The sequence below is a fragment of the Halovulum dunhuangense genome (assembly GCF_013093415.1).
Taxonomy (GTDB): domain Bacteria; phylum Pseudomonadota; class Alphaproteobacteria; order Rhodobacterales; family Rhodobacteraceae; genus Halovulum; species Halovulum dunhuangense.
This window is the reverse complement of sequence record NZ_JABFBC010000001.1, coordinates 1,991,305-2,016,911: the sequence shown is the minus strand read 5'-3', so window position 1 is coordinate 2,016,911 and position 25,607 is coordinate 1,991,305. Positions and strand designations below refer to the sequence as shown.

The 25,607-nt window shown below is 68.6% G+C and carries 24 protein-coding genes; 17 read left to right on the top strand and 7 right to left on the bottom strand.

Annotated features, from left to right (window positions below; genetic code table 11):
* Nucleotides 1–10: 10 nt before the first annotated feature.
* Both HMH01_RS09765 and HMH01_RS09760 read right to left on the bottom strand, forming a co-directional pair.
* Entirely contained in the window at nt 11–895 is an 885-nt protein-coding gene (locus HMH01_RS09765; RefSeq protein WP_171324742.1) for a PfkB family carbohydrate kinase, read from the bottom strand.
* A 33-nt stretch (nt 896–928) separates the two neighbouring features.
* Complete coding sequence (locus tag HMH01_RS09760; protein ID WP_171324740.1) at nt 929–1,546, bottom strand: TetR/AcrR family transcriptional regulator; 618 nt, start codon at nt 1,544–1,546, stop codon at nt 929–931.
* Between the two features lie 190 nt (nt 1,547–1,736).
* Between HMH01_RS09760 and HMH01_RS09755 the strand changes: the two genes are divergently transcribed.
* The 4 genes from HMH01_RS09755 (at nt 1,737) to tsf (ending at nt 5,413) form a co-directional block, all read left to right on the top strand.
* On the top strand, nt 1,737–2,696 hold the full coding sequence (locus HMH01_RS09755) for a homocysteine S-methyltransferase family protein (RefSeq protein ID WP_171324739.1): 960 nt from the start codon (nt 1,737–1,739) through the stop codon (nt 2,694–2,696).
* Entirely contained in the window at nt 2,686–3,495 is an 810-nt protein-coding gene (locus tag HMH01_RS09750) for a GNAT family N-acetyltransferase (RefSeq protein ID WP_171324737.1), read from the top strand. Before HMH01_RS09755 ends, HMH01_RS09750 begins: the two co-directional genes overlap by 11 nt.
* Before the next feature lie 151 nt (nt 3,496–3,646).
* Nucleotides 3,647–4,417 (top strand): 30S ribosomal protein S2, encoded by a 771-nt coding sequence (gene rpsB, locus HMH01_RS09745; RefSeq protein ID WP_171324735.1) that lies wholly within the window; start codon nt 3,647–3,649, stop codon nt 4,415–4,417.
* Between the two features lie 120 nt (nt 4,418–4,537).
* Nucleotides 4,538–5,413 (top strand): translation elongation factor Ts, encoded by an 876-nt coding sequence (tsf, locus tag HMH01_RS09740; protein WP_171324733.1) that lies wholly within the window; start codon nt 4,538–4,540, stop codon nt 5,411–5,413.
* 142 nt (nt 5,414–5,555) lie between these two features.
* Here the strand turns inward: tsf and HMH01_RS09735 are convergent, their stop codons facing one another.
* Complete coding sequence (locus tag HMH01_RS09735) at nt 5,556–7,400, bottom strand: substrate-binding domain-containing protein (RefSeq protein ID WP_171324731.1); 1,845 nt, start codon at nt 7,398–7,400, stop codon at nt 5,556–5,558.
* Nucleotides 7,401–7,635: 235 nt separating this feature from the next.
* Here HMH01_RS09735 and pyrH point away from each other — a divergent pair, with 235 nt between their 5' ends.
* The 12 genes from pyrH to lpxB are packed head-to-tail and all read left to right on the top strand — an operon-like array spanning nt 7,636 to nt 19,393.
* Nucleotides 7,636–8,409, top strand: a complete 774-nt coding sequence (pyrH, locus tag HMH01_RS09730; protein WP_171324729.1) for a UMP kinase — start codon at nt 7,636–7,638, stop codon at nt 8,407–8,409.
* A 13-nt stretch (nt 8,410–8,422) separates the two neighbouring features.
* Entirely contained in the window at nt 8,423–8,989 is a 567-nt protein-coding gene (frr, locus tag HMH01_RS09725; RefSeq protein WP_171324727.1) for a ribosome recycling factor, read from the top strand.
* A 17-nt stretch (nt 8,990–9,006) separates the two neighbouring features.
* Nucleotides 9,007–9,738, top strand: coding sequence for a polyprenyl diphosphate synthase (gene uppS / locus HMH01_RS09720; protein WP_171324725.1), 732 nt, complete (start codon nt 9,007–9,009; stop codon nt 9,736–9,738).
* Nucleotides 9,739–9,785: 47 nt separating this feature from the next.
* A complete protein-coding gene (locus HMH01_RS09715) occupies nt 9,786–10,538 on the top strand; it encodes a phosphatidate cytidylyltransferase (protein ID WP_171324722.1) in 753 nt (250 codons plus the stop codon).
* Nucleotides 10,535–11,719 (top strand): 1-deoxy-D-xylulose-5-phosphate reductoisomerase, encoded by a 1,185-nt coding sequence (gene dxr, locus HMH01_RS09710; protein WP_171324720.1) that lies wholly within the window; start codon nt 10,535–10,537, stop codon nt 11,717–11,719. The genes HMH01_RS09715 and dxr overlap by 4 nt, the downstream gene beginning before the upstream one ends.
* Before the next feature lie 29 nt (nt 11,720–11,748).
* On the top strand, nt 11,749–13,095 hold the full coding sequence (rseP, locus tag HMH01_RS09705; RefSeq protein ID WP_171324718.1) for an RIP metalloprotease RseP: 1,347 nt from the start codon (nt 11,749–11,751) through the stop codon (nt 13,093–13,095).
* Between the two features lie 32 nt (nt 13,096–13,127).
* Entirely contained in the window at nt 13,128–15,479 is a 2,352-nt protein-coding gene (gene bamA / locus HMH01_RS09700) for an outer membrane protein assembly factor BamA (RefSeq protein ID WP_171324716.1), read from the top strand.
* A gap of 2 nt (nt 15,480–15,481) precedes the next feature.
* Nucleotides 15,482–16,051, top strand: a complete 570-nt coding sequence (locus HMH01_RS09695) for an OmpH/Skp family outer membrane protein (protein WP_171324714.1) — start codon at nt 15,482–15,484, stop codon at nt 16,049–16,051.
* 7 nt (nt 16,052–16,058) lie between these two features.
* Nucleotides 16,059–16,535, top strand: coding sequence for a 3-hydroxyacyl-ACP dehydratase FabZ (fabZ, locus tag HMH01_RS09690; protein ID WP_171324712.1), 477 nt, complete (start codon nt 16,059–16,061; stop codon nt 16,533–16,535).
* 4 nt (nt 16,536–16,539) lie between these two features.
* Nucleotides 16,540–17,340: an acyl-ACP--UDP-N-acetylglucosamine O-acyltransferase gene (gene lpxA / locus HMH01_RS09685; RefSeq protein ID WP_171324710.1), complete on the top strand. Its 801-nt coding sequence runs from the start codon at nt 16,540–16,542 to the stop codon at nt 17,338–17,340.
* An 11-nt stretch (nt 17,341–17,351) separates the two neighbouring features.
* Nucleotides 17,352–18,209 carry an LpxI family protein gene (locus HMH01_RS09680; protein WP_171324709.1) on the top strand — a complete coding sequence of 286 codons (858 nt, stop codon included), beginning with the start codon at nt 17,352–17,354 and terminating at the stop codon, nt 18,207–18,209.
* Entirely contained in the window at nt 18,206–19,393 is a 1,188-nt protein-coding gene (lpxB, locus tag HMH01_RS09675) for a lipid-A-disaccharide synthase (RefSeq protein ID WP_171324707.1), read from the top strand. The genes HMH01_RS09680 and lpxB overlap by 4 nt, the downstream gene beginning before the upstream one ends.
* Here the strand turns inward: lpxB and HMH01_RS09670 are convergent.
* From HMH01_RS09670 to gltX, 3 genes are all read right to left on the bottom strand, one after another.
* Nucleotides 19,383–19,853, bottom strand: a complete 471-nt coding sequence (locus HMH01_RS09670) for a YbaK/EbsC family protein (RefSeq protein ID WP_171324705.1) — start codon at nt 19,851–19,853, stop codon at nt 19,383–19,385. The two genes, lpxB and HMH01_RS09670, sit on opposite strands and share 11 nt — an antisense overlap.
* Before the next feature lie 54 nt (nt 19,854–19,907).
* Nucleotides 19,908–21,209, bottom strand: coding sequence for a citrate synthase (gltA, locus tag HMH01_RS09665; protein WP_171324703.1), 1,302 nt, complete (start codon nt 21,207–21,209; stop codon nt 19,908–19,910).
* Between the two features lie 78 nt (nt 21,210–21,287).
* Nucleotides 21,288–22,694 carry a glutamate--tRNA ligase gene (gltX, locus tag HMH01_RS09660; RefSeq protein ID WP_171324701.1) on the bottom strand — a complete coding sequence of 469 codons (1,407 nt, stop codon included), beginning with the start codon at nt 22,692–22,694 and terminating at the stop codon, nt 21,288–21,290.
* 73 nt (nt 22,695–22,767) lie between these two features.
* Between gltX and HMH01_RS09655 the strand changes: the two genes are divergently transcribed.
* Nucleotides 22,768–24,813, top strand: a complete 2,046-nt coding sequence (locus HMH01_RS09655) for a ComEC/Rec2 family competence protein (RefSeq protein WP_343035212.1) — start codon at nt 22,768–22,770, stop codon at nt 24,811–24,813.
* Here the strand turns inward: HMH01_RS09655 and lexA are convergent.
* Nucleotides 24,807–25,481 carry a transcriptional repressor LexA gene (gene lexA, locus HMH01_RS09650; protein WP_171324697.1) on the bottom strand — a complete coding sequence of 225 codons (675 nt, stop codon included), beginning with the start codon at nt 25,479–25,481 and terminating at the stop codon, nt 24,807–24,809. The genes HMH01_RS09655 and lexA overlap by 7 nt on opposite strands.
* Nucleotides 25,482–25,607 lie beyond the last annotated feature (126 nt).

Genomic DNA, 25,607 nt, shown 5'->3' with positions numbered 1-25,607 from the left:
GCTGTGTTCCTCAGATGTGGGAGATATGGGCCGCCGCGGCGGCGACCGCCGCTTCGAGCGCCGCGCGCGGATCGGCACCGCGGCGGCTGGCATCGAGATGGGCGGCAAGAAACGCGTCGCCCGCGCCGGTCGTGGTGCGCGCGGTCACCTGCGGCGGCTGGCAGGTCAGCAGGCCATCGGCATCGGCCGCCGCCGCGGGCCGGTGGCTGTCGGTCACGACGACCCGCGCCGCACCCCGCGCAAGCAGCGCCTCGGCTGCCTCGGCGGCGCCGGGAAGCGGCGCCTCGCACAGGATCTCGGCCTCGATCCGGTTGACGTAAAGCGTGCTGCCCGGATGGGTCATGGCGCGCGCAAGCCGCCCGGCCTTGCCCGGGCTCGCGGGGACCAGGGCGATGCGCGCCGCGCGATAGGCGGGCGCGTCGGCCAGCGGGTCGAGCAGGCCCTGCGGGAAATTCCCGTCGACCACCAGCCCACCCGCCCAGGGCGCGGCCGCGGACCCGAGCCGCCCGTCAAGAAGCGGCGAAAGCACCGCCGCGCCCTGCCTTTCGAGCAGGGCGCAATCGGCCACGGCGCCGAACACCTCGCCCAGCGGATCCTCGATGGCAAGGTAGCTGTCGGTGGGATCGGCCGTGCGCGCCACATGGGTGCAGTCGATCCCGGCCAGCGCCGCCTCGGCCAGAAGCGCCGCGCCCTCGGCATCCTCGCCCACGGCGGACAGCAGCGCCACGGGCGCCTCGCGCCGCGCCAGCGCCAGCGCCACGTTCAGCGCGACGCCGCCAAGCTGCCGGCTGATCTTGCCCGGCACGTCGAAGCCCGGGCGCATCCGGCGGTCGGTGCGCGCGATGATGTCCCACAGGGCCGAGCCCGCGCAGAGAATGGGAAGGGTGTCTGTCATGACGCGCAGCAATGGCGAGTTTCGCGGCCCCGGTCAATCGAGCGCGGGCTGGAACAGAAGCTTGACGTAACTGCGCAGCACCAGCACCTGGCCCGACAGCACCTGCCGCTCGCCCAGCGCGCGCGACATCACCATGCCCCCCTCGACCACGGTCGAGACGAAATCGGCAAGCTGGTCCAGATCGACCGTATCGCGCGGCGGGTAACGCTCGGCGATACGCTCGAACTGGCCGCGGAACCGGTCGCGCCAGCGCAGCACCAGCGACCGGTTCAGCACGATCACGTTCCGGTCGAACAGCCGCTCCTGGTAGACGAAGGTCGCGACAAGGCATCCGGGAAAGCCCGTCTCCATCGCGTCCATCGTCTCGGCCAGCAGGGTGATGAAGATGAGGAAGGAATGCAGCGGGTCGTCGCTCAGCGTCGCGGCGCGGGCTTCGAGCCTGTCGAAAAGCTCGTCCTCGCGCTGCTGGTGACGCTCCAGCAGCGCGAAGGCGAGGGCGTTCTTGTCGGGGAAGTGGTAGAAGAAGCCGCTTTTCGTGATCTCGGCCGCGGCGATGATCTCGTCGATTGAGGTGGCGCCGAAGCCCTTGTCCATGATCGCGCCCTCGGCAATGTCCATAAGCCTCTCGCGGGTCGCCTGTCCCTTGCGCATCCGTACCGTCCCGAACTGTACCGCGGGTCCGGTTTTCTGCCTCCCGCGTGGTGGCTGACGCATGGTGTCGCGCCATCTATTTGATACTAAACAAGAAAATATTCAGAATTCCCCCGACCGCGCGTCCGGTATCCCCGGGCGTCCCGCAAGGGCTATTCCAATGCGGCAACAGTAGACATGGGGGACAGACATGAAAACCGAAAACACGCGGGTTGCCGCATTGCGGGACGGGACGCGGCCCTTTCTCGTCGACAGCGGGCTCGAGACCTGGATGAGCTTCGTCGAGGGGTTCGACCTGCCGCTCTTCGGCGCGTTTCACCTGCTGGGCCAGGACAAGGGCCGCACCGCGCTGCGCGCGTGGTTCCTGCGCCATATCCGGATCGCGCAGGCGCATGGCACGGGGTTCGTGCTCGATACCGTGACCTGGCGCGCCTCGCAGGGATGGGGGCACCAGCTTGGGCTGACCCGCTACGACGTCGCGCTCATCAACATCGAGGCGGCGCGCTTTGCCGCGACCCTGCGCCACGAGATGGAGACGCCGGACTGCCCGATGCCCATCAACGGGGTGATCGGCCCCCGCGGCGACGGCTACATCCTCGATGCCGCGCTGACGCCGGAGGATGCGCTGGCCTATCACCGCCACCAGGCCGAGGCGCTGCGCGCCGGCGGCGTGGACATGCTTTCGGCGATCACCATGACCCATACGGGCGAGGCCATCGGCATCGCGCTGGCGGCGGCGGAGCTGGGCCTTCCTTGCGTTATCTCGTTCACGGTGGAAACCGACGGGCGGCTTCCCTCGGGCGAGACGCTGGCGGATGCCATCGCGGCGACGGATGCGGCAACCGGGGCGGGGCCGCTTTTCTACATGGTAAACTGCGCCCATCCCTCGCATTTCCGGGGCGTGCTCAGCGGCGACTGGCTGCACCGGATCGGCGGCATCCGCGCGAATGCGTCCTGCCGCAGCCATGCCGAACTGGAGGCGTCCGAAACCCTGGATGCGGGCGATCCGCTGGCGCTGGCCGAGGATTATGCCGCGCTTGACCGGGTGCTGCCGAACCTGCGGCTGCGCGGGGGATGCTGCGGCACCGATCACCGCCATATCGAGGCGATCGCCGCGCGCCATGCCGGGGGGCATGCCGATGCTGCCTGAAGCGGACGCATCGGCCACGCTGGAACGGGCTGCGCTGAGGTCGCTGCACGATGTTGCGGGGCCGGATTTGCGCGCAGCACTCGGCCTGGCGTGGGTCGAAGAGGGAGGGATCGCCGCCAGCATCGCGGCGGGCCTTCCCGCCAGCGCCATCGTGGTGAACCGCGCGGCCGGCATCGCAACGGGCGCGGACATGGGGCGGGCGGCCGGGCTTTACCGGCGGGCCGGGGTGCCCCGCTTCTTCCTGCACGAAGCGCCTGGCGCCAGGAGCCTCGTGCCGTCAGGGGCCGGGCTGGAGCGGGTGCGCGGCTGGCAGAAGTTCGAGCTTGCGCTCGAGGGGTGGTCGCCGGGGCCGGATCCGGCCGCGGATGGCGGGCCGGAGATCCGGCGCATCGGTGTGAATGAGGGCGAGGCTTTCGCCAGGATCGCCTGCGACGCCTTCGACCTTGGCGATGCCGCGCGGCCCTGGCTGGCGCGTCTGCCGCAGGCCAGGGGCTGGCAGGTGTATCTTGCCCTCAGGGACGGGCAGCCACTCGGTTGCGGCGCGCTTTTCATCCAGGGTCGGGCCTGCTGGACCGACTGGGGCGCCACGCGACCCGATGCGCGCGGGCAGGGCGTGCAGCGCCGGTGTCTCGCCCACAGGCTGATGGCGGCACGGGCGGCGGGCTGCCTTATCGCGCATTCCTGCACCGGAGAGGCGGTGCCGGGCGATCCGCAGCATTCCTGGAACAACCTGGTGCGCATGGGCTTCCGCCCCACCACGCTGCGGCCGAACTACGCGCCGCCGCGCGGGCGCGCCTGAAGGCTTGCAAAGGGGCGCGGGCTGCTTTATGGCCCGGCCTACGAAATCCACAGGCGGGTTCGGGCCTGCGGGGGAGAAATCCCCGCGCGTCCACCGGTTGGGGCGCAAGCCTCTTCTCCCCGCCGAGGCGAAACCGGAAAAGGAAACACAGATGGCTCTTCCCGAGTTCTCTCTGCGTCAGCTGCTGGAAGCTGGCGTTCACTTCGGCCACCAGACTCACCGCTGGAACCCCCGCATGGGCCAGTTCATCTATGGTGAGCGGAACGGCATCCACATCATCGACCTGACCCAGACCGTGCCGCTGCTCGACGCGGCGCTGAACGCGGTGCGCGAGACGGTGGCCAAGGGTGGCCGGATCCTGTTCGTCGGCACCAAGCGCCAGGCGCAGCGCCCGATCGCCGAGGCGGCCGAGCGGTCGGCCCAGTACTACATGAACCACCGCTGGCTGGGCGGCACGCTGACCAACTGGAAGACGGTGTCGGCGTCCATCGCGCGGCTGAAGTCGATCGACGAGCAGATGGCGCAGGGCGCCGCCGGCCTGACCAAGAAAGAGCGCCTCAACATGGAGCGCGAGCAGGCCAAGCTCCAGGCATCCCTCGGCGGTATCCGCGAGATGGGCGGCGTTCCCGACATGATCTTTGTCGTGGACACCAACAAGGAAGCGCTTGCCGTGACCGAGGCGAAGAAGCTGGGCATCCCGGTGGTCGCGATCCTGGACAGCAACTCCTCGCCCGCCGGCATCGACTACCCGATCCCCGGCAATGACGACGCGGCCCGCGCCATCGCGCTTTACTGCGACCTGGTCGCCGCCGCCGCCCTGGACGGCATGGCCGCGCAGCTTGGCTCGCAGGGGATCGACCTGGGCGCGATGGAAGAGGCCCCGGCCGAAGACCTGGCCGCCGAAGACGCTGCGGCAGAGTAAGCACCGTCACGAGACTGTCGCAGCCGCCCGCTAAGGGCGCTGCGACGATCCGATCCAAAGACAGGGGAAGCCGGCGGCCCATGCCGCCGCGCGTCCCGTTCCCTTCAAGGAGAGCATGACATGGCGATCACCGCAGCGATGGTGAAGGAACTCCGCGACACGACCGGCGCGGGCATGATGGATGCCAAGAAGGCACTGACCGAAACCGATGGCGACATGGAAGCCGCCGTGGACTGGCTGCGGACCAAGGGCCTGGCCAAGGCCGCCAAGAAGTCGGGCCGCACCGCCGCCGAGGGTCTTGTGGCCGTCCGCGTCGAGGGTGGCGTCGGCGTCGCGGTCGAGGTGAACTCGGAAACCGACTTCGTCGCGAAGAATGCCGACTTCCAGAAGATGGTCGCCGGTATCGCGGGCGTCGCGCTGGGTGTGTCGGATGTCGAGGCGCTGAAGGCCGCCGACATGGGCGGCAAGCCGGTCGCCGACGTGGTGACCGACAAGGTCGCGACCATCGGCGAGAACATGTCCGTGCGCCGCATGGCCCGTATCGAGGGCGACAGCGTGGCCGCCTACATCCACAACGCCGCCGCTGACGGCATGGGCAAGATCGGCGTGCTGGTCGCGCTGAAGGGTGGCGACGAGGCGATCGGCAAGCAGATCGCGATGCATGTGGCCGCGACCAACCCTGCCTCGCTGTCGGAAAAGGATCTGGACCCCGCGCTGATCGAGCGCGAGAAGCAGGTGCTGACCGACCAGGCCCGCGAAAGCGGCAAGCCCGATGCGGTGATCGAGAAGATGATCGTCGGCCGGATGAACAAGTTCTTCGAGGAAGTCACGCTTCTGAACCAGAAGTTCGTGATGAACCCCGACGTGACCGTGGCCCAGGCCGCCAAGGACGCCGGCGCCGAGATCCTGGGCTTCGTCAGGCTCGCGGTGGGCGAGGGCATCGAGAAGGAAGAAGAGGACTTCGCGGCCGAGGTCGCCAAGACCATGAAGGGCTGAGCGCAAGCCGCCCTCGAACTTCGGGAAGGGGCCGCGAAAGCGGCCCTTTTTCGTTGTCCGACCGGGTGTTTCACGGGGTATCCCGCAAACAGAAAGGGCCGCTTTCGCGGCCCTTTCCCCTGGGTAGGTTTGCGCCCCGCTTTCAGCGCCGTACCCAGATCTCCACCCTGCGGTTGGACGCGGCCGCGCCCGGCGCATCGGCGCAGGCGATCGGCGTCACCGCGCCAAGGCCCACGGTGCGCAGCAGCGTCGTGTCGAGCTTGCCCTCGACATCCGCCGACAGCATCAGCGACCGCACCTGGCGCGCCAGCGCCCGGCCCATGTCGCGGCTGGTGAACGCGTCGCCGGTATCCTCGGCATGGCCGACGAGGAACAGTTCGGCCAGGCCCTGCTCGGCGGCCAGGTCGATGATCCGGCCGATCTGCTCGCGCGAGGCGGGATCGAGCGCGTCGCCCGCCTCGGTCAGGCGCAACACCGTGCCCAGCCGTTCGGCGGCGGGCATGATCCTGAGCGCGGTATCGACCAGTGCGCGGCGATCCTCGTCGCCGATCTGCGGCAGGCGCGCCGCGAGCCCGCCCATTTCCTGTTCGAGGGAAAAGCGCACCAGTTCGGGGCCGATCATCCCGGCATCGGTCATCACGTCCTGCGCGGCGCCTTGCAGATGGGCGAGCACCAGTCCCGCCTCTTCGCCGGCACCGGCGCGGGGCAGCGCCCGGATCTCGCGGCTGAACGGGTAGCGCCCGGTCAGCACCGCCTCGGGCGTCGCCTCGGCCGTCAGGCCGCAGCTTGACGACAGCGCCAACCGCCGCGCGCCGTCGCTTGCGGATTGCACGGTAAAGCCGATGGCCGTGGGATCGGCCGCAACCGCCGCGGCCAGCGCGTCGGTGTCCGCCACCAACGTATCGGGCGCACGCGCGTTCAGCCCGCGCGGGGCAAGCAGCGTCTCGGCAAGGGCCGCGGTCACGTCGCTGCGCGGCGGCAGGCCGATCACGCGGATGTCTGCATCCGGCCCGCCGAAGGCCGACCAGTTGCGCGCCCGACCCGAGAAGATCTCCGTCAGATCCTCGGCCGAAAGCGCCGCCACGGTGTTCTGCGGAGAGACGACCGCGACCAGCGCCTCGGTTCCCAGAAGCGGTTGACCGGGCAGGGCGCCCGGCCGCGTCGGCACGAGGGCGATATCGGTTTCGGCCCCGTCCGCAAGCGAGAGCGCCTCGGCCGGGCTTTCGGTATAGCGGGCGACGACCAGCGTCCCCGCGCCCCTCTCTTCCAGGCTGAACGCCATCCCCCCCGCCGGCAGACCGGCAGCGGCGGCATCGGCCGCACTGACCGATACGGTATCGGCCATGTCGAGGCGCGCGCCGCGTGCATCGGCCAGGTCGACCACAAGCGCGGGCACGACCCGGTCGAGAAGCGGCGCGGGCCCCGCGAAACGGACATCCGGCGCGCGGTCCAGGCGGGGGACCGTCACGCGGGCGCCATCGGCCTGCGTCTGTGTCTGTGGCGCGGGGGCAAGCGCCGCGCTGTCCTGCGGGATCAGCGGGCAGCCCGGCCCCTCGCAGGTCGTTCCCTGCGCCCGAACCTCGAGCGGGCCCAGCGGCGTCTCGATCCGGTAGAGCCCGTTCTCGTAGGAGATGAGCGTGCCCTCCATCCGCAGCCCGCCCGTGGTCGCGGTCAGCGCCACGCGTTCGCCGGGCACGCCGTTGATGACATTGGCGCGGGCGATCTGTTCGGGGGTGGGGCAGGTCGCGCCTTCGCAGACCAGCCCGTCGGTTGGCACCGATATCTGGCCGATCGAGGTTTCGATCACATAGGTGCCGTTGTCATAGGACAGAAGCCGCCCCTCGATTCGGACGGCCGTGCCGGGGGCGCTCAGCGCAACCGTCTGCGCCATAGCTTCGCCCGCGAGCAGCGCCGTGCAGAGTGCGGTTCCAGCCAGCAGGGGTCGAAACGCGACAGCACTCGTGAACATGGGCTTTCTCGGGGTCATCTCGATTTGCGCCTTTCGTGGCTGCGGGGCCGGAGACGCGGCTCCGCCATTTGCCGATAGGTGCACGTTGGCGGCGAAATATGGCATCAATTTGAAACCGCGAGATAAATGCGCGGCGGTTCGGCCAAGGCGGAAAGCTGCGCGAATTTGCTCTCCGCGCGCGGTTTGGGCGTTGAAAGCCCCCTTCTTTTCCGACATTTTAGCGACCGGAATAATGACAGGCGGAGCAGACCGGATGGCCGACACGGACGACAGCCCGACACCCCGATTTCGCCGCGTCCTGCTGAAGATCTCGGGAGAGGCGCTGATGGGGCCGCAGGGCTTCGGGCTGCATCCGCCCACCGTCGAACGCATCGCCGCCGAAGTGAAGCGCCTGCGCGAGGCAGGCGTCCAGATCTGCATGGTGATCGGCGGCGGCAACATCTTCCGCGGGTTGCAGGGCAGCGCGCAGGGGATGGAACGCACGACCGCCGACTACATGGGCATGTTGGCCACGGTGATGAACGCGCTCGCCATGCAGTCGGCGCTCGAGTCGATGGGGGTGTTCACGCGCGTGATCTCGGCCATTCCGATGGACCAGGTGTGCGAGCCCTATATCCGCCGCCGCGCCGTGCGCCACCTGGAAAAGGGGCGCGTGTGCGTCTTTGCCGCCGGCACCGGCAACCCGTATTTCACCACCGACACCGCCGCGACCCTGCGCGCCAACGAGATGTCCTGCGAGGCCATCTTCAAGGGCACGCAGGTGGACGGCGTCTATGACAGCGACCCCAAGCTGAACCCGGATGCGAAATTCTTCCCCGAGATCAGCTATGACGAGGTGCTGACCCGCAATCTGAAGGTGATGGACGCCTCGGCCATTGCGCTGGCGCGCGAGAACCGGTTGCCGATCATCGTATTCTCGCTCAACGCCCCCGAGGGGCTGGTGGGCGTCGTTTCGGGGCGTGGCAAGTTCACCATCGTGTCCGAGCAGACCAAACCCCAGTTGCAGGGCGCCGCCACCGGCGCCTGACAAGGAGTATCCCATGAGCGACGATGTGGATGACATCGATATCGACGCGCTGGCCAAGCGCATGGATGGCGCGGTTGCCGCGCTGAAGGGCGAATTCGCCTCGCTGCGCACGGGCCGCGCCTCGGCCTCGATGCTGGATCCGGTGATGGTCGATGCCTATGGCTCGAGCATGCCGATCAACCAGTGCGCGACGATCAACGTGCCCGAGCCGCGGATGGTGCTGATCAATGTCTGGGACAAGAGCCTGGTGAACGCCGTGGACAAGGCGATCCGCAACTCTGGGCTTGGCATCAACCCGGTGATGGACGGCACGATCCTGCGCCTGCCGATCCCCGAGCTGAACGAGGAACGCCGCCGCGACCTGGCGAAGGTGGCCGGGCAATACGCCGAAAGCGCCCGCATCGCGGTGCGCAACGTCCGGCGTGACGGGATGGACCAGCTCAAGAAGGCCAAGGCCGCCGGCATGAGCGAGGACGACCAGAAGCTGTGGGAGCAGGAGATCCAGGACCTGACCGACGCGACGATCAAGAAGATCGACGCGGCGCTGGAGCACAAGCAGGAGGAGATCATGCAGGTCTGAGCCTGCATGTCCGCCTGATGCCCAACACCCGCGCCCTTCACCGCAAGCCCGAGGCCCGCCACGTCGCCATCATCATGGACGGCAACGGCCGCTGGGCCTTGCGGCGGGGGATGCCCCGGCTTGCCGGGCACGCCAAGGGCGTGGAGCGCCTGCGCGAGGTGCTGCGCGCGTGCCCGGATCTGGGGATCACGCATCTGACGCTTTACGCCTTTTCGACCGAGAACTGGAAGCGGCCGGCCGAAGAGGTGGCCGGGCTGATGCGGCTGTTCCGGCACTACATAAAGAAGGAAAGCGCGCGGCTGGTGAAGGAAGGGGTGCGCATCCGTTTCATCGGCAATCGCGACCGGCTGGACGCGGATCTTGGCGGAATGATGGGCTGGCTGGAGGAACTGACCGCCGGCAACACGGCGCTCAACGTCACCGTGGCGATAGACTATGGCGGTCGGGACGAGATCCTGCGTGCCACCCGCCGCGCGATGGCCGCGGTGGCGGAAGGGCGGCTCGACCCGGCCGAACTGGACGAGGCGCGGCTCGGCGCCTTCATGGATACCGCGGGGCTGCCCGATCCGGACCTGGTGCTGCGCACTTCCGGCGAGGTGCGGATCTCGAACTTCCTGCTCTGGCAGGCGGCTTATGCCGAATACGAATTCCTCGACATCTGCTGGCCCGATTTCACCGCCGAGGTGCTGGCCGGCTGCATCGAGCGCTATGGCGCCCGCGAGCGGCGCTTCGGTGCGGCGACCGGATGACGGAGACGACACCCAAAGGCCCGAGTTTCGCGGATCTTGGCGTACGCATGGCTTCGGCCGCCGTCCTGATCGCCATCGCGCTGATCGATTTCTGGCGGGGCGGGCTTTACGTTACCATCCTCGTGATGGCCGGCACCGGGCTGATGCTGTGGGAATACCGCCGGATCGTGCTGCGGGGCCTGTCGCTGTCGGACCGGACGCTCTGGATCATGGCAGGCTCGGGGGCCGCCTGCGTGGCGGCGACGGGTCTTGCCGATCTGCCCTACGGGGTGGCGGCGCTGGCGGTAGGGCTGGTGCTGACCGCGCTGTCGGACCGGGCGCGGATCGAGTGGATGCTGCCCGGGCTTGCCTATATCGCGCTGCCCATGGCGATCCTCGTGGACATGCGCGCGGACCCCGCGCAGGGCTTTCCGCTGGTCCTGTGGCTGGTCTGCGTGGTCATCGCGGCCGATGTCGGCGCCTATTTCGCAGGCCGCCTGATCGGCGGCCCGAAGCTCTGGCCGCGGCTCAGCCCGAAAAAGACCTGGGCGGGCGCCATCGGCGGGCTGGTGGCGGCGTTGATCGTGGGCACGGCGTTTCTTTTCTCGGGCCACGTCTCGCTGCCCGTCCTCGTGCTTCTGAGCGGCATCATGGCGGTGGCCAGCATGGCCGGCGACCTGCTGGAAAGCTGGCTCAAGCGCCGCTACGGGGTAAAGGACGCGTCGTCGCTGATCCCGGGCCATGGCGGGCTTCTGGACCGGTTCGACGGGCTGATCGGCGCGCTCTGGGCCTATGCGCTGCTTGGGATGTTCTTCGCATGAGCGGGCGGCGGCGGGTTTCGATCTTTGGCGCGACCGGCTCCATCGGCGTGAACACGGTGGACCTGCTGACCCGTCAGGGCGGCGCACAGGCCTATGAGGTCGTGGCGCTCACGGGCGCGGGCAACATCGCGCTGCTGGCCGAACAGGCACGCGCGCTGAAGGCGCAGGTGGCGGTCACCGCCGATCCCGCGCGGCTTGACGATCTGCGCGCAGCGCTTGCGGGCAGCGGGGTAGAGGCCGCCGCCGGGCCGCAGGCGCTGATCGCGGCGGCCGAGCGCCCCGCCGACTGGGTGATGTCGGCCATCGTGGGGTCCGCGGGCCTTGCACCGGGCCTTGCGGCGGCGCGGAACGGCGGGACGCTGGCGCTGGCCAACAAGGAAAGCCTTGTCTGCGCGGGCCAGCTGCTGATCGAGACCTGCCGCGCGCATGGCACGCGGCTTCTGCCGGTGGACAGCGAGCACAGCGCCATATTCCAGGCGTTGCAGGGCGAGGATCGTGGCGGGATCGAGCGGCTCCTGCTGACCGCCTCGGGCGGGCCGTTCCGCACCCGCAGCCGCGACGAGATGGCGGCGATGACGCCCGCGCAGGCGATGGCGCATCCGAACTGGAGCATGGGCGTGCGCATCTCGATCGACAGCGCCACCATGTTCAACAAGGCGCTCGAGATGATCGAGGCGCAGGTGCTCTTCGGCGTCACGCCCGACCAGATCGAGGTGGTGGTGCATCCGCAGTCGATCATCCATTCCATGATCGGCTTCCGCGACGGGGCGATCATCGCGCAGATGGGCCCGGCCGACATGCGCGGCGCCATCGGCTTCGCGCTGAACTGGCCCGAACGCCGCCCGCTGCCGGTGGATCGGCTGGATTTCGCGGCACTATCCCGGCTCGATTTCGAGGCGGAGGATCCGGTGCGTTTCCCGGCGCTGCGTCTTGCGCGCGAGGTGATGGCCGCCGGTGGCCTGGCTGGCGCCGTGTTCAACGCGGCCAAGGAAGCGGCGCTCGACGCGTTTCTTGCCGGGCGGATCGGCTTTCTCGACATGGCGGCGCTGGTCGAGGCCGCGCTCGATGCGCTGGGGCCCGAGGCTGCGGCCGCCCGCGAAGGCATTTCATTGGACGATGTCATGGGCTATGACCGACGGACACGCCGTTTCGGCGAGGATTGGGTGGCGCGGCAGGGCTGACATCCGGCCGGTTTGAGTGGGGCAGACGCATGGAACTGATCGCAAACCTTCCGTTCGTGGGCGGTTTCCTGTCCTCGGCCATCGCCTTCGTGATCGTGCTGGGCGTCGTCGTCTTCGTCCATGAATACGGCCATTACATCGTCGGGCGCTGGTGCGGCATCAAGGCGGACACCTTTTCGCTGGGCTTCGGCCCGCGCCTGCTGGGCTGGGTCGACCGGCGCGGCACGAAATGGCAGGTCGCGGCGCTGCCGCTTGGCGGCTTCGTCAAGTTCGTGGGCGATGCGGACGGGTCGAGCCGGGCCGACCCGGGCGCGCTCGATCACCTGAGCCCGCAGGATTACGCGCACAGCTTCCACGGCGCCGCGGTCTGGAAGCGCAGCCTGACCGTGGCCGCGGGCCCGGTCGCGAATTTCATCCTGTCGATCGTGCTCTTCGGCGGGCTTGCCCTGTGGCAGGGCGTGGGCACCGACGATCCGGTGATCGGCGAGATCGCATCCCTTCCCGGAGAGCAGGTGGAACTGCGACCCGGCGACCGCGTGCTCAGCGTGAACGGCACCCCCATCGAGCGTTTCGGCCAGATCTACGAGCTGGCCGACGAGATGGAATCGGCGGCGCCCCTGTCGCTGGAGATCCAGCGCGGAACCGACCGGCTGAACGTGTCCGCGCCCTATCCCCTGCCGCCGCTGGTGTCGGGGGTAGAGCCGCTTTCGGCCGCCGCGGCCGCGGGGCTGGAACCGGGCGACTACATCCGCAGCGCGGGCGGGCAGCGCCTGCAATCCTTCGGCGATCTGCGCGACACGGTGATGAATTCGGGCGGCGCGCCGCTGGCGCTGGAAGTGGTGCGGGGCGAGCGGACGATCGCACTCGAGATCACCCCGCGCGAGACAGAGCGCCTGAACCCCGATGGCAGCGTCGAGACGCGGGTGATGATCGGCGTGGGCGGCGAGGCGCTTTATTATCCGCAGAGCTATACGCCAACCCCGTGGGGCGCGGTGGCGATCGGGGCAGAGCGCACGGTGGACGTGGTCGTGCAGTCGCTGACGGGCATCAAGCACATCATCCTGGGCAATCTTGGCGCCGACAACCTGCAGGGGCCGCTGGGCATCGCGCAGGTCTCGGGGGCGAGCGCCGAACAGGGGGCCCTCAGCCTGATCATCCTGATCGCCGTGATCTCGACCGCGATCGGCATGCTGAACCTGTTTCCGATCCCGGTTCTCGATGGCGGGCACCTTCTGATGTTCGGCTACGAGGCGCTGGCGGGCAAACCCCCGGCAGAGGCGGTGATGCGCATTGCCATGACGGTTGGCCTGTCACTTGTCTTGTTGCTGATGCTCTTCGCGACCTATAACGACCTCATGCGGCTTTTCACCAGCTGATGGCACCGATGATTGCAAAGGACAGGACGACCATGACAAGGCGCGCGCTCCGGCCCTCTCTTTCCCGTTTCACCGGCACGCTGGCAGCGGGGCTTCTTGCCACCGCCGCCGCGCTTGCGGTGCCCGCACCCGGCCGCGCGCAGGACGCCTTTCAGCTGTTCCAGGTTTCCTCGGTCACGGTCGAGGGCAATGCGCGCATCCCCGCCGACACGATCCAGGTCTTTGCCGGGCTGATCCCGGGCCAGCCTGTCACCCAGGCCGAGATCAACGCAGCACTTCAGCGCCTGTTCGACACCGGCCTGTTCGAGGATGCGCGGATCGAGCCGCGGGGCGGGCGCATCCTGATCACCGTGGTCGAGAACCCGACGATCAACCAGGTCGCCATCGAAGGCAACGACCGGCTGGACGACGAGGCGCTGTTGCAGGTCGTGCAGCTCGGGCCCCGCGACCCCTATTCGCGCACCGCCGCCGAGGCCGATGCCCGCGCCATCATCGAGGCCTATGCCCGCTCGGGCCGGATCACGGCGGAAGTGACGCCCAAGTTGATCCGGCTGCCCGACAACCGCGTGAACCTGGTCTACGAGGTCTTCGAGGGCCGCGTGACCGAGATCCAGCGCATCAGCTTCATCGGCAACGAGGCCTATTCCGACCGACGCCTGCGCCGCGTGGTGCAAAGCGGGCAGGCGGGGCTGTTCAGCTTCCTGTTCACCAACGACGTCTACGATCCGGACCGGCTGGAGCTGGACCGCCAGTTGCTGCGCGATTTCTACCTGAACCGCGGCTACATAGATTTCCGCGTGGACAGCGCCGCGGCCGAGCTGTCGCGCGAGCGCAACGCCTTTTTCCTGACCTTCTCGGTCACCGAAGGCCAGCAGTTCCGCTATGGCCGTTCGACCGTCACCACCTTTGCCCCCGGACTAGATCCGGCCGCGTTCGAGGCGCTGATCGACCTTCAGCCCGGCGATGTCTATTCGCAGGAGCGGGTGGACAGGGTGATCGAGCGCATGGCCTTTCTTGCCGGGCAGAACGGCTTCGCCTTCGTGGAGATCGTGCCGCGCCTGACCCGCAACGAAGAGAACGGGACCGTCGACATCGCGTTCGAGCTGGTCGAGGGGCCGCGCGTCTTCGTCGAGCGCATCGACATCCAGGGCAACACCGAAACGCTGGACCGGGTGATCCGGCGGCAGTTCCGGGTGGTGGAGGGCGATCCCTTCAATGCCCGCGAGTTGCGCGAGGCCGAGCAGCGCATCCAGGCGCTTCGCTTCTTCGACCGCGTGTCGACCCGGGTCCGCGAAGGCTCGGCGCCCGACCGCGCGGTGATCTCGGTCGAGGTCGAAGAGGCGCCGACCGGATCGCTAAGTTTCGGGGCCGCGTTCTCGTCCTCGGAGGGCGTCACCGGCACCATCGGCCTGTCCGAGCGGAACTTCCTCGGCCGTGGCCAGCGCGCCTCGATCGAGCTGGCGGCAGGCGAGGAAAGCAACACCTTCGCGTTTTCGTTCACCGAGCCCGCGCTTTTCGACCAGGACCTGTCGGGCTCGATCTCGGCCTTCTACCGGGAATTCGACCGAGACGAATCCTCGATCAACACCACCTCGATCGGGGTGATCCCCGCCCTCGGCTTCCCGCTGTCCGAAGACGGCCGCCTGTCGGTGCGCCTGTTCGTGACCCAGGAAGAGATCGACGTCGACCCGACGGGCGTCTCGCCGATCCTTCAGCGCGAGGCGGGCACCGAGCTCAGCATCGGCGCGGGCTTCACCTATACGCTCGACAAGCGGAATTCGCCGGTCGATCCCAGCGCCGGCTTCCTGCTGCGCTTCAGCCAGGACTTCGCGGGGCTGGGCGGCGATGCGCAATACTCCAAATCCGAGGCGCTGGCCCGCGCCTACACCTCCATCCTCGACGAGGAAGTCATCCTGACGGCTGAACTGGAGGCGGGCGCGCTGGTGTCCTTCAACGACAGCACGCGGATCACCGACCGCTTCGTGCTGGGCGGCGACAGCTTCCGCGGCTTCTCGCGCGGGGGCCTTGGCCCGCGCGACCGCTGCACGGCCTGCGGATCGGGTGGCGAGGACATCGACGACGCGCTTGGCGGCAATCTCTACGCGGTGGCACGGTTCGAAGCGACGTTCCCCATCGGCCTGCCGGAGAACCTCGGCATCTATGGCGGGGTCTTTGCCGATGTCGGCTCGCTCTGGGATCTGTACGACGTGGCGGGCGCATCGGGCACGGTCGATGACAGCGCACGGCTGCGCAGCTCTGCCGGCGTGTCGCTGTTCTGGGACACGGTGATCGGCCCGCTTCGCTTCAACTATGCCAAGCCCATCGACTCGGTCGCGGGTGACGAGTTCGAGGAGTTCCGGATCACCGTCGACACGCGGTTCTGATCATGCGGCGGCTGGTCGCGACCGTGGCGGTCCTGCTCGCGCTGGCTGGCGGCCTGGCCGCCCAGTCGCTCGGCTTCGACATTCCGCGCGAACCGCGGCCGATCCTGGTGCTCGATCAGGACCGGCTCTACTCGGGTTCCCGCCTGGGACAGAGCCTGATCGCCGCCAACGAGGCCGAAACCCAGGCTTTGCGCGACGAGAACGCGGCACTCGACCGTCAGTTCGAGGAAGAGGAACGCGCGCTGACCGCGGAACGCCCGAGCCTCGATCCGGAAGCGTTCCGGGCCAAGGCCGACGAGTTCGACGCGCGCGTCGTGGCGACCCGCGCCGCCCAGGAACAGAAGGCAGAGGCGCTCAGCCGCCGGATCGACCGGCGCCGCGCCGAGTTCTTCAACCGGGTGGGGCCGGTGCTGCTGGAGTTGATGAACCAGACGGGTGCGGCGGCGGTGATCGACCAGCGGAACGTGCTGATTTCAAGACAGGATTTGAACATTACCGACGAGGCGATTAAACGGCTGGACGAAAGCTATCAGCGGCAACCAGCCCTGGACGCCCCGACGCAGCAGGAGTGACGCCACCATGGCCCTCACGATCGACCCGGATCTGAAGATCGCCGACATCCACGAGATCAAGCGCCTGATCCCGCACCGCTACCCGTTCCTGTTCATCGACCGCGTGGTGAACATGGACAAGGCGAAAAGCGCCGTGGGCATCAAGAACGTCTCGGCCAACGAGCCCTATTTCGAGGGGCATTTCCCCGCCAAGCCGGTGCTGCCCGGCGTGGTGATCGTCGAGGCGATGGCGCAGGCGGCCTCGGTGCTGGTATCCTGGTCGCTCGATCTGACCGATGCGGGCGCGCTGGTGTATTTCATGTCCATCGACGAGGCGCGCTTCCGTCGCATCGTGGAACCGGGCGACGTGCTGGAACTGCATGTCACCGTCAAGCGCGGCGGTGGCAAGATCTGGAAATTCGACGGCATCGCCAAGGTCGGCGACGAGGTCGCGGCAGAGGCGGTCTTCATGGCGATGATCCAGCAAAATCCGAACGGGTCCTGAACGCATGAGCATCTCTGACAGCGCCATCATCCATCCCAGCGCGATCGTCGCCGAAGGCGCCATCATCGGCGACTGCGTGCGCATCGGCCCCTATTGCGTGATCGGGTCGGACGTGACCATCGGGGCGGGGACCGAACTCAAGTCCCATGTCTCCATCGACGGCCATACGGTGATGGGAGAGGGCAACATCGTCTTTCCCTTCGCCTCGCTCGGGCAGCGGCCGCAGGATCTGAAATACAAGGGCGAGCGCACGCTTCTGCAGATCGGAAACGGCAACACCATCCGCGAATACGTCACCATGAACCCCGGCACCGTGGGCGGCGGCGGCGAGACGCGGGTGGGCGACGGCAACCTGTTCATGAACCATGTGCATCTGGGCCATGACTGCATCATCGGCAGCCATGCCATCTTTGCCAATGCCGCGACCCTGGGCGGTCATGTGGTCGTGGGCGACGGGGCGGTGATCGGCGGGCTTGCCGGCATCCACCAGTTCGTGCGCATCGGCGCGGGGGCGATGATCGGCGGGCTTGCCGGGGTCGTGGCCGACGTGATCCCCTATGGCACGGTGACGGGCGAGCGGGCGCATCTGGCGGGCCTCAATCTTGTCGGGCTGAAGCGGCGCGGGGCGGAAAAGGCGCATATCAACGGGTTGCGCGCGGCTTACGGCGCGCTGTTCGAGGGCGACGGCACGCTGACGGAACGCGCGGCCCGCGTGGCCGAAAGCCATGCCGACAACCCGCTGGTGGCGGAGGTGCTGGAATTCCTGGCCGAAGGCTCGTCACGCCACGTCACCACCCCCGAGTGAGGGCGCGGCCGATGCTTCAGACCGGCGCCACGGCCAATATCGGCGGGCTTGCGATCGTGGCGGGTTCCGGCACGCTGCCGCGCATGCTGGCCGAGGAGTGCCGGCGCCGTGGGCGGCCCTACCAGGTGGTTGTCTTCGAGGGCATCAATCTCGACTGGGCCGAGGGGCACCCGGTCATCCCGGCCATCTTCGAGAAGCCGGGGCGCCTGTTCGCCGCGTTGCGGCGGGCGGGCGTGAGCGAGGTGACCTTTGCCGGTGGCGTCCGGCGCCCGCGCCTCAGCCCCATCCGTTTCGACATGAAGGCGATCGCGCTGGCGCCGCAGCTGTTCCGGGCGCTGCGCTCGGGCGACGATGCGGCGCTTCGGATCGTGACCGCCATCTTCGAGGACGAGGGCCTGCACATCGTGGCCGCCCACCGGATCCTGTCGAGCCTGATCGCGCAGGAGGGCGTGCTGACCGAGGCGCGCCCATCCGAGGGCGACCGCGCGGATGCCGCGCGCGCGGCCGAGATCGTGGCCGCCCTCGGCGCCGTCGATGTGGGGCAGGGCGTGGTGGTGGCGCAAGGCATCTGCCTGGGTATCGAAAGCATCCAGGGAACCGACGCGATGCTGGATTTCGTGGCCCGCACCGCCGGCGGTTTCCGCCCCGATCCCGAGGGCGCGCGCGGCCTGCTGCTGAAGGCGCCGAAACCGGGGCAGGACTGGCGCACGGACTTGCCCGCGATCGGCCCCGACACGGTGACGCGCGCCCACGAGGCGGGACTTGCGGGCATCGTCGTGCAGGCGGGCGGCGTGCTGATCCTGGGCGAGGACGAGACGCTGTCGCGGGCCAACGCGCTGGGAATGTTCATCTGGGGCCGGCCGGCATGAGCACTGCCGCCCCGCGCATCTTCATCATCGCGGGAGAGGCGTCCGGCGACCGGCTGGGGGCCGCCCTGATGGCGGGGCTGCGGGACCTGACCGGCGGCACGGTGCGCTTCGAGGGGATCGGCGGCCCGCTTATGGCGGGCGAGGGGCTGGACAGCCTTTTCCCGATGGACCGGCTTTCGGTCATGGGCCTGACCGAGGTGCTGCCGCGCCTGCCGGAGTTGATGCGCCTGATCCGCCAGACCGGCGATGCGGTGGCGGACGCCGCGCCCGATGCGCTTGTCACCATCGACAGCCCGGATTTCTGCCTGCGTGTCGCGCGCCGCGCGCGGCGGCGGCTGCCGCGGCTCAGGACGATCCACTATGTCGCGCCCTCGGTCTGGGCGTGGCGGCCGGGGCGCGCGGCGAAGATGGCGAAGGTCATCGATCATGTGCTGGCGCTTCTGCCGTTCGAGCCGCCCTACATGACCGCCGCGGGCATGACGTGCGATTTCGTGGGCCACCCGGTGGCCGAGACCCCGGTGGCCGATGCCGCGCAATGCGCCGCCTTCCGCCAAGGCGCGGGCATCGCGCCCGATGCGGCCCTTCTGTGCCTGCTGCCCGGATCCCGCGCGGGGGAAGTGGCGCGCCACGGTGCGCTGTTCCGCGAGGTGCTGGACCGGCTGGCGGCAAGGCGCCCCTCGCTGCGGGTCGTGATCCCCGCGGTCGGACCAAGGGTGCCCGAGCTGCGCGCGCTTTTCGAGGGGGCGCCGGGGCGGCCGGTGATCCTCGACCCCTCGATCCTGCCGGGCGCGCTGGCCGAGGCCCGCAAGCGCGCTGCCTTTGCCGCCAGCACCGCCGCGCTGGCCGTCTCTGGCACCGTCTCGCTGGAGGTGGCTGCCGCGGGCACGCCGATGGTGGTGACCTACCGCGCGAGCGCCGTGTCGGCCTTTCTTGCGAAGCGGCTGGTCAAGGTGCGCCACGCCTCGCTGGTGAACATCCTCGAGGATGCGGCCGTGATCCCCGAATTCATCTTCGATGCCGCCACGCCCGAGGCGCTGACCGAGGCGACCGCGCATCTTCTGGACGATCCCGCGGCCCGGACGCGGCAGACCACGCGTTTCGCCGCCGCCATGACGGCGCTGGGGCGCGGGCAGGAGTCGCCGGGCCTGCGTGCGGCGCGGTCCGTGCTGACCGCTATCGGGTGAAATCCGCCACCGTTGCGCCGGTGGCATCCAGCAGGGTCTTCGGGGCGATCGAGAAGACATGGTTGGGCGTGCCGGCAGCGGCCCAGACCGTGTCGAAGCTCAGGATATGCGGGTCGAAATAGGCCCGGATCGGGGTCAGGTGCCCGAAGGGCGACACGCCCCCGATGGCAAAGCCGGTGACCGCGCGGATACTGTTGCCGTCGGCCTTTTCAAGCGGCACGCCCGCAACGGCGGCGGCCTTGGCGTCATCGACGAAGTTGCTGCCCGCGGTCAGGAACAGCACATGCTCGTCGCTGCCCAGGGCGCGCAGGATCACGGATTTCACGATCTGATCGACGGTCGCGCCCACGGCATCGGCCGCGTCCTGCGCGGTGCGGGTGCTGGCGTCGAGTTGCACGGGAGAGATCGGGACACCCCGCGACTCCGCGTCGGAAATGACGCGTCTCAGGCTCTTGCTCATGGAAAATCCATTGTCGAAACGGAAAAGGGCCGGCTTGCGCCGGCCCCTCGGGTCTCACTTCCGGTCCGCCACGTCCACATAGTCGCGGTGGGTCGGGCCGGTATAGATCTGGCGCGGCCGGCCGATGCGCTGGCTCGGGTCCACGATCATTTCCTTCCACTGCGAGATCCAGCCCACGGTCCGCGCCAGCGCGAAGATCGGCGTGAACATAGAGGTCGGGAAACCCATCGCGTCGAGGATGATGCCCGAGTAGAAGTCCACGTTGGGGTAGAGCTTCTTCTCGATGAAATACGGATCGTTCAGCGCGATCTTTTCCAGCTCCTGGGCGACCTGCAGCGTGGGGTTGTCCTTGACCCCCATCAGCTCCAGCACTTCCTTGGCGCTTTCCTGCATCACCTTGGCGCGCGGGTCGTAGTTCTTGTAGACCCGGTGGCCGAAGCCCATCAGGCGGAACGGGTCGTTCTTGTCCTTGGCGCGTTCGATGTATTCGGGGATGCGGTCGGGCGTTCCGATCTCGCGCAGCATCTCCAGGCAGGCCTGGTTCGCACCGCCATGCGCCGGACCCCAGAGACAGGCGACGCCGGCCGCGATGCAGGCAAAGGGGTTCGCCTGCGACGAGCCCGCCAGTCGCACGGTCGAGGTCGAGGCGTTCTGCTCGTGATCGGCGTGCAGCGTGAAGATGCGGTCCATCGCGCGGGCCAGGATCGGGTCGACCTTGTAATCCTCGCAGGGAACCGCGAAGCACATGTGCAGGAAGTTCGACGCGTAATCCAGGTCGTTGCGCGGATACACGAAGGGCTGGCCGATCGAGTACTTGTAGGCCCAGGCGCAGATCGTCGGCATCTTGGCGATCAGGCGGATCGTGGCGACCTCGCGCTGCCAGGGATCGTTGATGTCGGTCGAGTCGTGGTAGAAGGCCGACATCGCGCCGACCACGCCGCAGACCACCGCCATCGGGTGCGCGTCGCGCCGGAAGCCGCGGTAGAAATACTGCATCTGCTCATGCAGCATGGTGTGCCTTGTCACCCGGTTCTCGAAATCCTCGAGCTGTTCGCCGCTCGGCAGCTCGCCATAGACGAGCAGGTAGCACACCTCGAGGAAATGCGACTTCTCGGCCAGCTGATCGATCGGGTAGCCGCGATAGAGCAACTCTCCCTTGTCGCCGTCCACATAGGTGATGGCGCTCTCGCAGGACGCGGTAGAGCCGAAGCCCGGGTCATAGGTGAAGACGTCGCCTTCGCCATAAAGCTTGCGGATGTCGATGACGTCCGGACCCAGGGTCGGGCTTGCCATTGGCAATTCCAGCTTCTTGTTGCCGAAGATCAGCGTCGCGCTCGCGCCCTTGTCTATCGCCATGTCGTCATCCTTGTTGTTGTTGCGACCGTCCCGCCAGGGTCGGCGGGTGGCGCGTCTCATCTCTTTTTGCCGGCTCTCTCAGCCGGTCGCGTCGGCCAGGCGCAGCAGCGTCTCTTCCTTGCCGATCACGCCCATCACGTCGAACACGGAGGGCGATACCGTGCGGCCTGTCAGCGCCGCGCGAAGGGGTTGGGCAACCTTGCCTAGCTTGAGGCCCTCGCTGTCGGCGAAATCCCGGATTTCAGCCTCCAGCGCGGCCTGCGTCCAGCTAGCATGTTGCAGGCGCGTGGTCAATCTGGACAGCATACCACGGGATACCGTGTCCAGCTGCGCGGCGGCCTTCTCGTCCGGCTCGAACGGACGCTGCCCAAGGATGAAGTGCGCCATTTCAAGGAGTTCCGGAAAGGTCTTGGCGCGTTCCTTCAGCCCCTCGGCGGCCGCCAGGATCTGCGCGTTCTGGTCCTCGGTGAAGGGGGGCATGTTCTGCGACGCAACGTAATCGCTTAGCGCCTGCAACATGTGGGCGGGATCCATCGCCCGCATGTGCTGGCCCGACAGATTCTCCAGCTTCTTGAAGTCGAAGCGCGCCGGCGACTTGCCGATGCTTTCCAGGTTGAACCACCCGACCGCCTGTTCGGTGGTGAAGAACTCGTCGTCGCCATGGCTCCAGCCCAGCCGGGCCAGGTAGTTGCGCATCGCCTCGGGCGGGTAGCCCATGTCGCGATAGGCCTCCACGCCCAGGGCGCCGTGGCGCTTGGACAGTTTCGCGCCGTCGGGCCCGTGGATCAGCGGGATATGGGCGAAGACCGGCGTCTCCCATCCGGCGGCGCGGTAGATCAGCGTCTGCCGGGCCGAGTTGGTCAGGTGGTCATCGCCGCGGATCACATGGGTCACGCCCATGTCGTGATCGTCCACCACCACGGCCAGCATGTAGGTGGGCGTGCCGTCCGAGCGCAGCAGGATCAGGTCGTCCAGCGTCTCGTTCTTCCAGGTGACGGTGCCCTGGACCTGGTCCTCGACCACCGTCTCGCCGTCGCGGGGCGCCTTCAGGCGCACGACGTAGGGCGCGTCGGGGGCAGGGGGCGTGCCGCCGTCGCGCCAGGGCGAAAGAAACAGGGGCGGGCGCCCGGCCGCCTTTTCGGCCTCGCGGAAGGCGTCGATCTCTTCCTTGCTGGCATAGCAGCGATAGGCGGTGCCGTCCTCGATCATCCTGTGGGCGACCTCGGCATGCCGGTCGGACCGCGCGAACTGGCTGATCGGCTCGCCATCCCAGTCGAGGCCCAGCCACTTGAGGCCGTCGAGAATGGCCTGCGTCGCCTCGGGGGTCGAGCGCGCGCGGTCGGTATCCTCGATCCGGAGCAGGAAGGTTCCCTGGTGATGGCGGGCGAAAAGCCAGTTGAACAGCGCCGTGCGCGCCCCGCCGATATGCAGGAAGCCGGTCGGAGAGGGGGCGAAACGGGTGACCACCGGGGCGGATGCCGCCATGAGTTAACCTCCGGGAAACCAGTGCAGGAGAATGCTTGCGCGCTATCTAGGCCAGAACCGGCGGGGGAAACAAGTGCGGCTGAGCGCAGGCATCGAGGCGCAGCGCGGCACGCTCCTGCTCTGGGCGCCCGCGGCGATGGCCGTGGGGATCTGCGTCTATTTCGCGCTGAAGTCGGAACCCGGCCTCGGGCATTCGCTGACCTTGGGCGGGTCGGGCGCGGTCCTGCTCGGCCTGCACCTGTGGCGGCGGCGCGGGTCGGCGCTTGCGCTTGCCGGCCTGGCCTGCCTTGGCTTTGCGCTGGCCGATGCGCAGACCGCGCGGATGCAGGCGCCGGTGCTGGAACGGATCACCTTCGGCGCGGTCATGGGCCGGGTCGTGGGCCTCGACCGGTCCGAGCAGAACCGCATCCGCGTGCGGCTCGACCAGGTGTGGATCGAGGGGCTGGCCCCCGAGAAGACCCCGCACCGCGTGCGCATCGTGCTGGCCCGCCCGCCCGATCCCGGGACGCTTGCGCCGGGCAACCGGATCATGCTGCGCGCCCGCCTGACCCCGCCGCTGCCACCGGTCGAGCCGCGCGGCTTCGACTTCCGCCGCCACGCCTGGTTCGACGGGCTGGGCGCGATCGGATCCTCGGCCGAGCCCGTTGTGCTGGCGGAGCCGCCCACGGCCCCGCCCGCCGCGCTGTGGCTGTTTTCGCTGCGGATGCAGTTGTCCGATGCCATCCGCGCGCGGATGCCGGCCCACTCTGGGGGCTTTGCCGCGGCGATCCTGTTCGGGGACCGCTCAGGCGTGGACCCGGCCGACCTGGTCGATCTGCGCGTGTCGAACCTTGCACATCTGCTGGCAATCTCGGGGCTGCACATGGGGCTGCTGACGGGGGCGATGTTCGTCGCGCTGCGTCTTGCGCTGGCGGCGGTGCCGGGCGTGGCGCTGTGCCTGCCCGCGAAGAAGATCGCGGCGCTTGGCGCGATGGCGGCGGGGGCGGGGTATCTTGCGCTTTCGGGCGCGAGCGTCGCCACGCAGCGCGCCTTCATCATGGCCGCCGTCGTCTTCTGTGCCGTGCTTGCCGACCGCCCCGCGCTGACCCTGAGGGCGGTGGCGCTGGCGGGGCTGATCCTGCTGGTGATCGACCCCTTCGCGGTGATGGGGGCGGGGTTCCAGATGTCGTTCGCCGCCACGATCGCGCTGATCGCGACCTATGGCGCCCTGCAATCCTGGGCGCCCTGGCGGCGGATGGATGCGCGGGGCGGGCGCGTCCTGCGCTTTGCGCTGGGGCTTGCGCTGACCTCGCTGGTGGCGGGGCTCGCGACCGCGCCCTTCTCGGCCTTTCACTTTCACCAGATGTCGCGCTACGGGCTGATCGCGAACATCCTCGCGGTGCCCGCGATGGGGTTCGTCGTCATGCCCTCGGCGCTGATCGCGGCTCTTCTCTGGCCGTTCGGTCTGGAGGGGGTGGCGTTGTGGCTGATGCAACTCGGCATCGACCACATTCTGGCCGTGGCCGGCTGGGCCGCATCGCTTCCTGCGCCGCTGTGGCTGGTCCCGGCGGGGCCCGGCTGGGCGCTGGGGCTGATCGCGCTTGGCGGTTATGCGCTGGCAACACTTCGGGGACCGCCCCGACTGGCGGGGCTGCCGGTCGCAGCCCTTGCCATCGCGTTCTGGGCCGCCACGCCGCGCCCCGATGTCATGGTCGATCCCGACGGCGCGCTCGTGGGCGTGCGCGGGGCCGAGGGGCTTGCCCTGAACCGCGCCCGCGGCGCGGGCTTTGCCGCGCGCGTCTGGCTTGAAAATGATGGCGATGCGGCCGACCAGCGTGCGGCGGCGGCCCGCACAGATGGCGCGGGGGGCGAGGCGGTCGAATGGCGGCTGCCCGACGGCCGGCGCGTCCTGTGGCTGAAGTCGGCACCCGAAGGCGGATCGGCCTGCGTGGGCGTGTCCCTTGTCATCGCCCCCGGCGCAGGGCCGGACAGGGCGTCCGCGGTCCCGGCCGGCTGTTCGCTGATCGATGCCGAAACGCTGCGCCGCGAGGGTGCGCATGCCTTCCGTCTCGATCGCTGGGGAAGCCCGCTCACCACGCGGATGGTCAGCGGGCAGCGGCCCTGGACGGTCGCTCAGTAGCTGCGGATCAGCCCGACCAGCTTGCCCTGCACCTTGACCTGCTCGGCCCCGTAGAGCCGCGTCTCGTAGGCGGGGTTGGCGGCCTCGAGCGCGATGGCGTTGCCCTTGCGGCGCAGGCGCTTCAACGTTGCTTCCTGGCCCTCGACCAGCGCCACCACGATATCGCCGTTCTCGGCGCTGGACTGTTCGCGGATCACGACGATGTCGCCATTGTTGATGCCCGCGTCGATCATCGAGTCGCCCTTGACCTCCAGCGCGAAATGCCGGGCCTGGCCGGAAACCATGCTGCCCGGGACCGCGACGTGGTGCGACACCTGTTCGATGGCCGCGATCGGGGTACCGGCGGCGATGCGGCCCATCACCGGCAGGTCCACCGCGACCGCGTAGTCCACGCCCGCGGGCGGCGCGGCACGTTCGCGGCCGTGCAGCGGCGTGACGTTATCCTCGGCCACCCCATCGGGCAGCTTCACGATTTCGATGGCGCGGGCGCGGTGCGCGAGGCGGCGGACGAAGCCCCGTTCCTCCAGCGCGGTGATGAGCCGGTGGATGCCTGATTTCGAGCGGAGGTCCAGCGCCTCCTTCATCTCGTCGAAAGAGGGCGGCACACCGTCGCGCTGGATCCGGCGGTGGATGAACTTCAGCAAGTCGAGCTGTTTCTTCGTCAACATCCTGCTCTTGTCCCGTCTCATGCCAGCCCGGGGAACCGCCCGGTTTCATCCGGACCCCGCGCAGTTGGCGCTTCGTTCTCAACAGTTCTGGCAAAGTTCTCGTTTTGTGTCAATTCGGAACGCTAT

Bases quoted from the DNA above. Each gene is read 5' to 3' on its own strand.
- HMH01_RS09765 (WP_171324742.1), bottom strand. From the start codon at position 895: ATGACAGACACCCTTCCCATTCTCTGCGCGGGCTCGGCCCTGTGGGAC.
- HMH01_RS09760 (WP_171324740.1), bottom strand. From the start codon at position 1,546: ATGCGCAAGGGACAGGCGACCCGCGAGAGGCTTATGGACATTGCCGAG.
- HMH01_RS09755 (WP_171324739.1), top strand. From the start codon at position 1,737: ATGAAAACCGAAAACACGCGGGTTGCCGCATTGCGGGACGGGACGCGG.
- HMH01_RS09750 (WP_171324737.1), top strand. From the start codon at position 2,686: ATGCTGCCTGAAGCGGACGCATCGGCCACGCTGGAACGGGCTGCGCTG.
- rpsB (WP_171324735.1), top strand. From the start codon at position 3,647: ATGGCTCTTCCCGAGTTCTCTCTGCGTCAGCTGCTGGAAGCTGGCGTT.
- tsf (WP_171324733.1), top strand. From the start codon at position 4,538: ATGGCGATCACCGCAGCGATGGTGAAGGAACTCCGCGACACGACCGGC.
- HMH01_RS09735 (WP_171324731.1), bottom strand. From the start codon at position 7,400: ATGACCCCGAGAAAGCCCATGTTCACGAGTGCTGTCGCGTTTCGACCC.
- pyrH (WP_171324729.1), top strand. From the start codon at position 7,636: ATGGCCGACACGGACGACAGCCCGACACCCCGATTTCGCCGCGTCCTG.
- frr (WP_171324727.1), top strand. From the start codon at position 8,423: ATGAGCGACGATGTGGATGACATCGATATCGACGCGCTGGCCAAGCGC.
- uppS (WP_171324725.1), top strand. From the start codon at position 9,007: ATGCCCAACACCCGCGCCCTTCACCGCAAGCCCGAGGCCCGCCACGTC.
- HMH01_RS09715 (WP_171324722.1), top strand. From the start codon at position 9,786: ATGGCTTCGGCCGCCGTCCTGATCGCCATCGCGCTGATCGATTTCTGG.
- dxr (WP_171324720.1), top strand. From the start codon at position 10,535: ATGAGCGGGCGGCGGCGGGTTTCGATCTTTGGCGCGACCGGCTCCATC.
- rseP (WP_171324718.1), top strand. From the start codon at position 11,749: ATGGAACTGATCGCAAACCTTCCGTTCGTGGGCGGTTTCCTGTCCTCG.
- bamA (WP_171324716.1), top strand. From the start codon at position 13,128: ATGACAAGGCGCGCGCTCCGGCCCTCTCTTTCCCGTTTCACCGGCACG.
- HMH01_RS09695 (WP_171324714.1), top strand. From the start codon at position 15,482: ATGCGGCGGCTGGTCGCGACCGTGGCGGTCCTGCTCGCGCTGGCTGGC.
- fabZ (WP_171324712.1), top strand. From the start codon at position 16,059: ATGGCCCTCACGATCGACCCGGATCTGAAGATCGCCGACATCCACGAG.
- lpxA (WP_171324710.1), top strand. From the start codon at position 16,540: ATGAGCATCTCTGACAGCGCCATCATCCATCCCAGCGCGATCGTCGCC.
- HMH01_RS09680 (WP_171324709.1), top strand. From the start codon at position 17,352: ATGCTTCAGACCGGCGCCACGGCCAATATCGGCGGGCTTGCGATCGTG.
- lpxB (WP_171324707.1), top strand. From the start codon at position 18,206: ATGAGCACTGCCGCCCCGCGCATCTTCATCATCGCGGGAGAGGCGTCC.
- HMH01_RS09670 (WP_171324705.1), bottom strand. From the start codon at position 19,853: ATGAGCAAGAGCCTGAGACGCGTCATTTCCGACGCGGAGTCGCGGGGT.
- gltA (WP_171324703.1), bottom strand. From the start codon at position 21,209: ATGGCGATAGACAAGGGCGCGAGCGCGACGCTGATCTTCGGCAACAAG.
- gltX (WP_171324701.1), bottom strand. From the start codon at position 22,694: ATGGCGGCATCCGCCCCGGTGGTCACCCGTTTCGCCCCCTCTCCGACC.
- lexA (WP_171324697.1), bottom strand. From the start codon at position 25,481: ATGTTGACGAAGAAACAGCTCGACTTGCTGAAGTTCATCCACCGCCGG.